Source organism: Halomonas hibernica (assembly GCF_013183775.1).
In the GTDB taxonomy this organism is placed as follows: Bacteria; Pseudomonadota; Gammaproteobacteria; order Pseudomonadales; family Halomonadaceae; genus Vreelandella; species Vreelandella citrativorans.
This window is the reverse complement of the sequence record NZ_VIFN01000037.1, coordinates 1-1,351: the sequence shown is the minus strand read 5'-3', so window position 1 is coordinate 1,351 and position 1,351 is coordinate 1. Positions and strand designations below refer to the sequence as shown.

1 protein-coding gene is annotated in these 1,351 nt (G+C 60.4%); it reads left to right on the top strand.

Translation table 11 applies throughout. The features are described from left to right. The first annotated feature begins 79 nt into the window (after positions 1 to 79). Complete coding sequence (locus FKN99_RS17700; RefSeq protein ID WP_172119103.1) at positions 80 to 1,336, top strand: ISL3 family transposase; 1,257 nt, start codon at positions 80 to 82, stop codon at positions 1,334 to 1,336. Positions 1,337 to 1,351 lie beyond the last annotated feature (15 nt).

Here is a 1,351-nt window from a genome sequence, read left to right as displayed (position 1 = left end):
TGGCTCTTCGACGTTGGGTGTGGAATTTGTCTCCTGAGCTGGGCCAGAATAGGGGCTCCACAACAGCGGTAGGTATGGCATGGACGGCACCCAGATTCTAACTCTCGGCCTGGGCCTGGAAGCGCCCTGGGTCCTCAAGGACCAGCACCTGGATACCTCCGTGTCGCCCCACCGTCTGGATCTCTATGTCGAGGCGGAGCGAGGCAGTCTGTATCCCTGTCCGGAGTGCGGTAAGGCCTGCCAAGCTCACGACTTTGCCGACAAAACCTGGCGGCATCTGAACTTCTTCCAGCACCACTGCTACCTGCATGCTCGCGTGCCTCGCACGAAGTGTCCTGAGCATGGTGTCAAACGTATTGAGGTGCCCTGGGCACGGTCGGGCAGCGACTTCACCCTGCTGTTCGAGCAAGCGGCCATGTCGCTGGTCAAGGAGATGCCGGTGCTGGCCGTCTCACGGCAGTTGGAGATTCCCGACAAGCGACTATGGCGCATTGTGCATTACTATGTGGGCCGCATGTTGAGGGAGCTGGATTTGTCCAATGTGGCGACTGTCGGTGTGGACGAAACCGCGTCCCGGCGCGGTCATCGCTACGTCACGGTGTTCCTCGACATGCAGCGCAAGCAGGAACCAGTGGTCTTCGCCGTCCCAGGCTGCGGCAAGGACGCCATCAAGGCTTTCAGCGCCTTCCTGGCGACCCATGGCGGCGATACGACCAATGTGGTCGAGGTCGTCTGCGACATGTCGCCAGCCTTCCTCAGCGGGGTGACCGAGTACCTTCCCAAGGCCGAGGTCACGGTCGACTGGTTCCATATCGTGCAGACCTTCACCAAGCGACTGGAGGAGGTACGCAAGAAAGAGCGCCGCGAGCAGGAACACCCCAAGTCGCTGCGCTGGGCACTACTGAAGAACCTGGAAAACGAGAACCTGACACCCAAACAGCTGGCGGCGCTCCAGGAGTTGGTAGCCGATCAGAGCGCCACTGCCGATGCCTGGATAATCAAGGAAAAGCTACGCTGGATCCAGAAGGCCCCGACGCCCAGAGCGGCTCGATGGCGCATCACAAATTACCTGAAGGTCATGCAGGCGGCGGTGTCTAAAAAACCGCTACTGAAGGCGATGGGGAAGGCCCTGGCAACGCTTGAGCGGCACGCCGACGCGGTGGTCAGACGTTGGCACTCGGGCCTGACGAATGCAAGGCTGGAAGGGATGAACGGCTTGTTTCAGGCGGCTCGGTCACGCGCACGTGGCTATCGGAACGAGGCTAACTTCATCGCCATGATCTACCTGATTGGCAGCCCGGTGGGCCGCGTGTTCGATCAGGCCAAATCCACATGAAGTGACGAAGAACCT

Coding starts and splice junctions, on each gene's coding strand:
- FKN99_RS17700 (WP_172119103.1), top strand. CDS start 80: ATGGACGGCACCCAGATTCTAACTCTCGGCCTGGGCCTGGAAGCGCCC.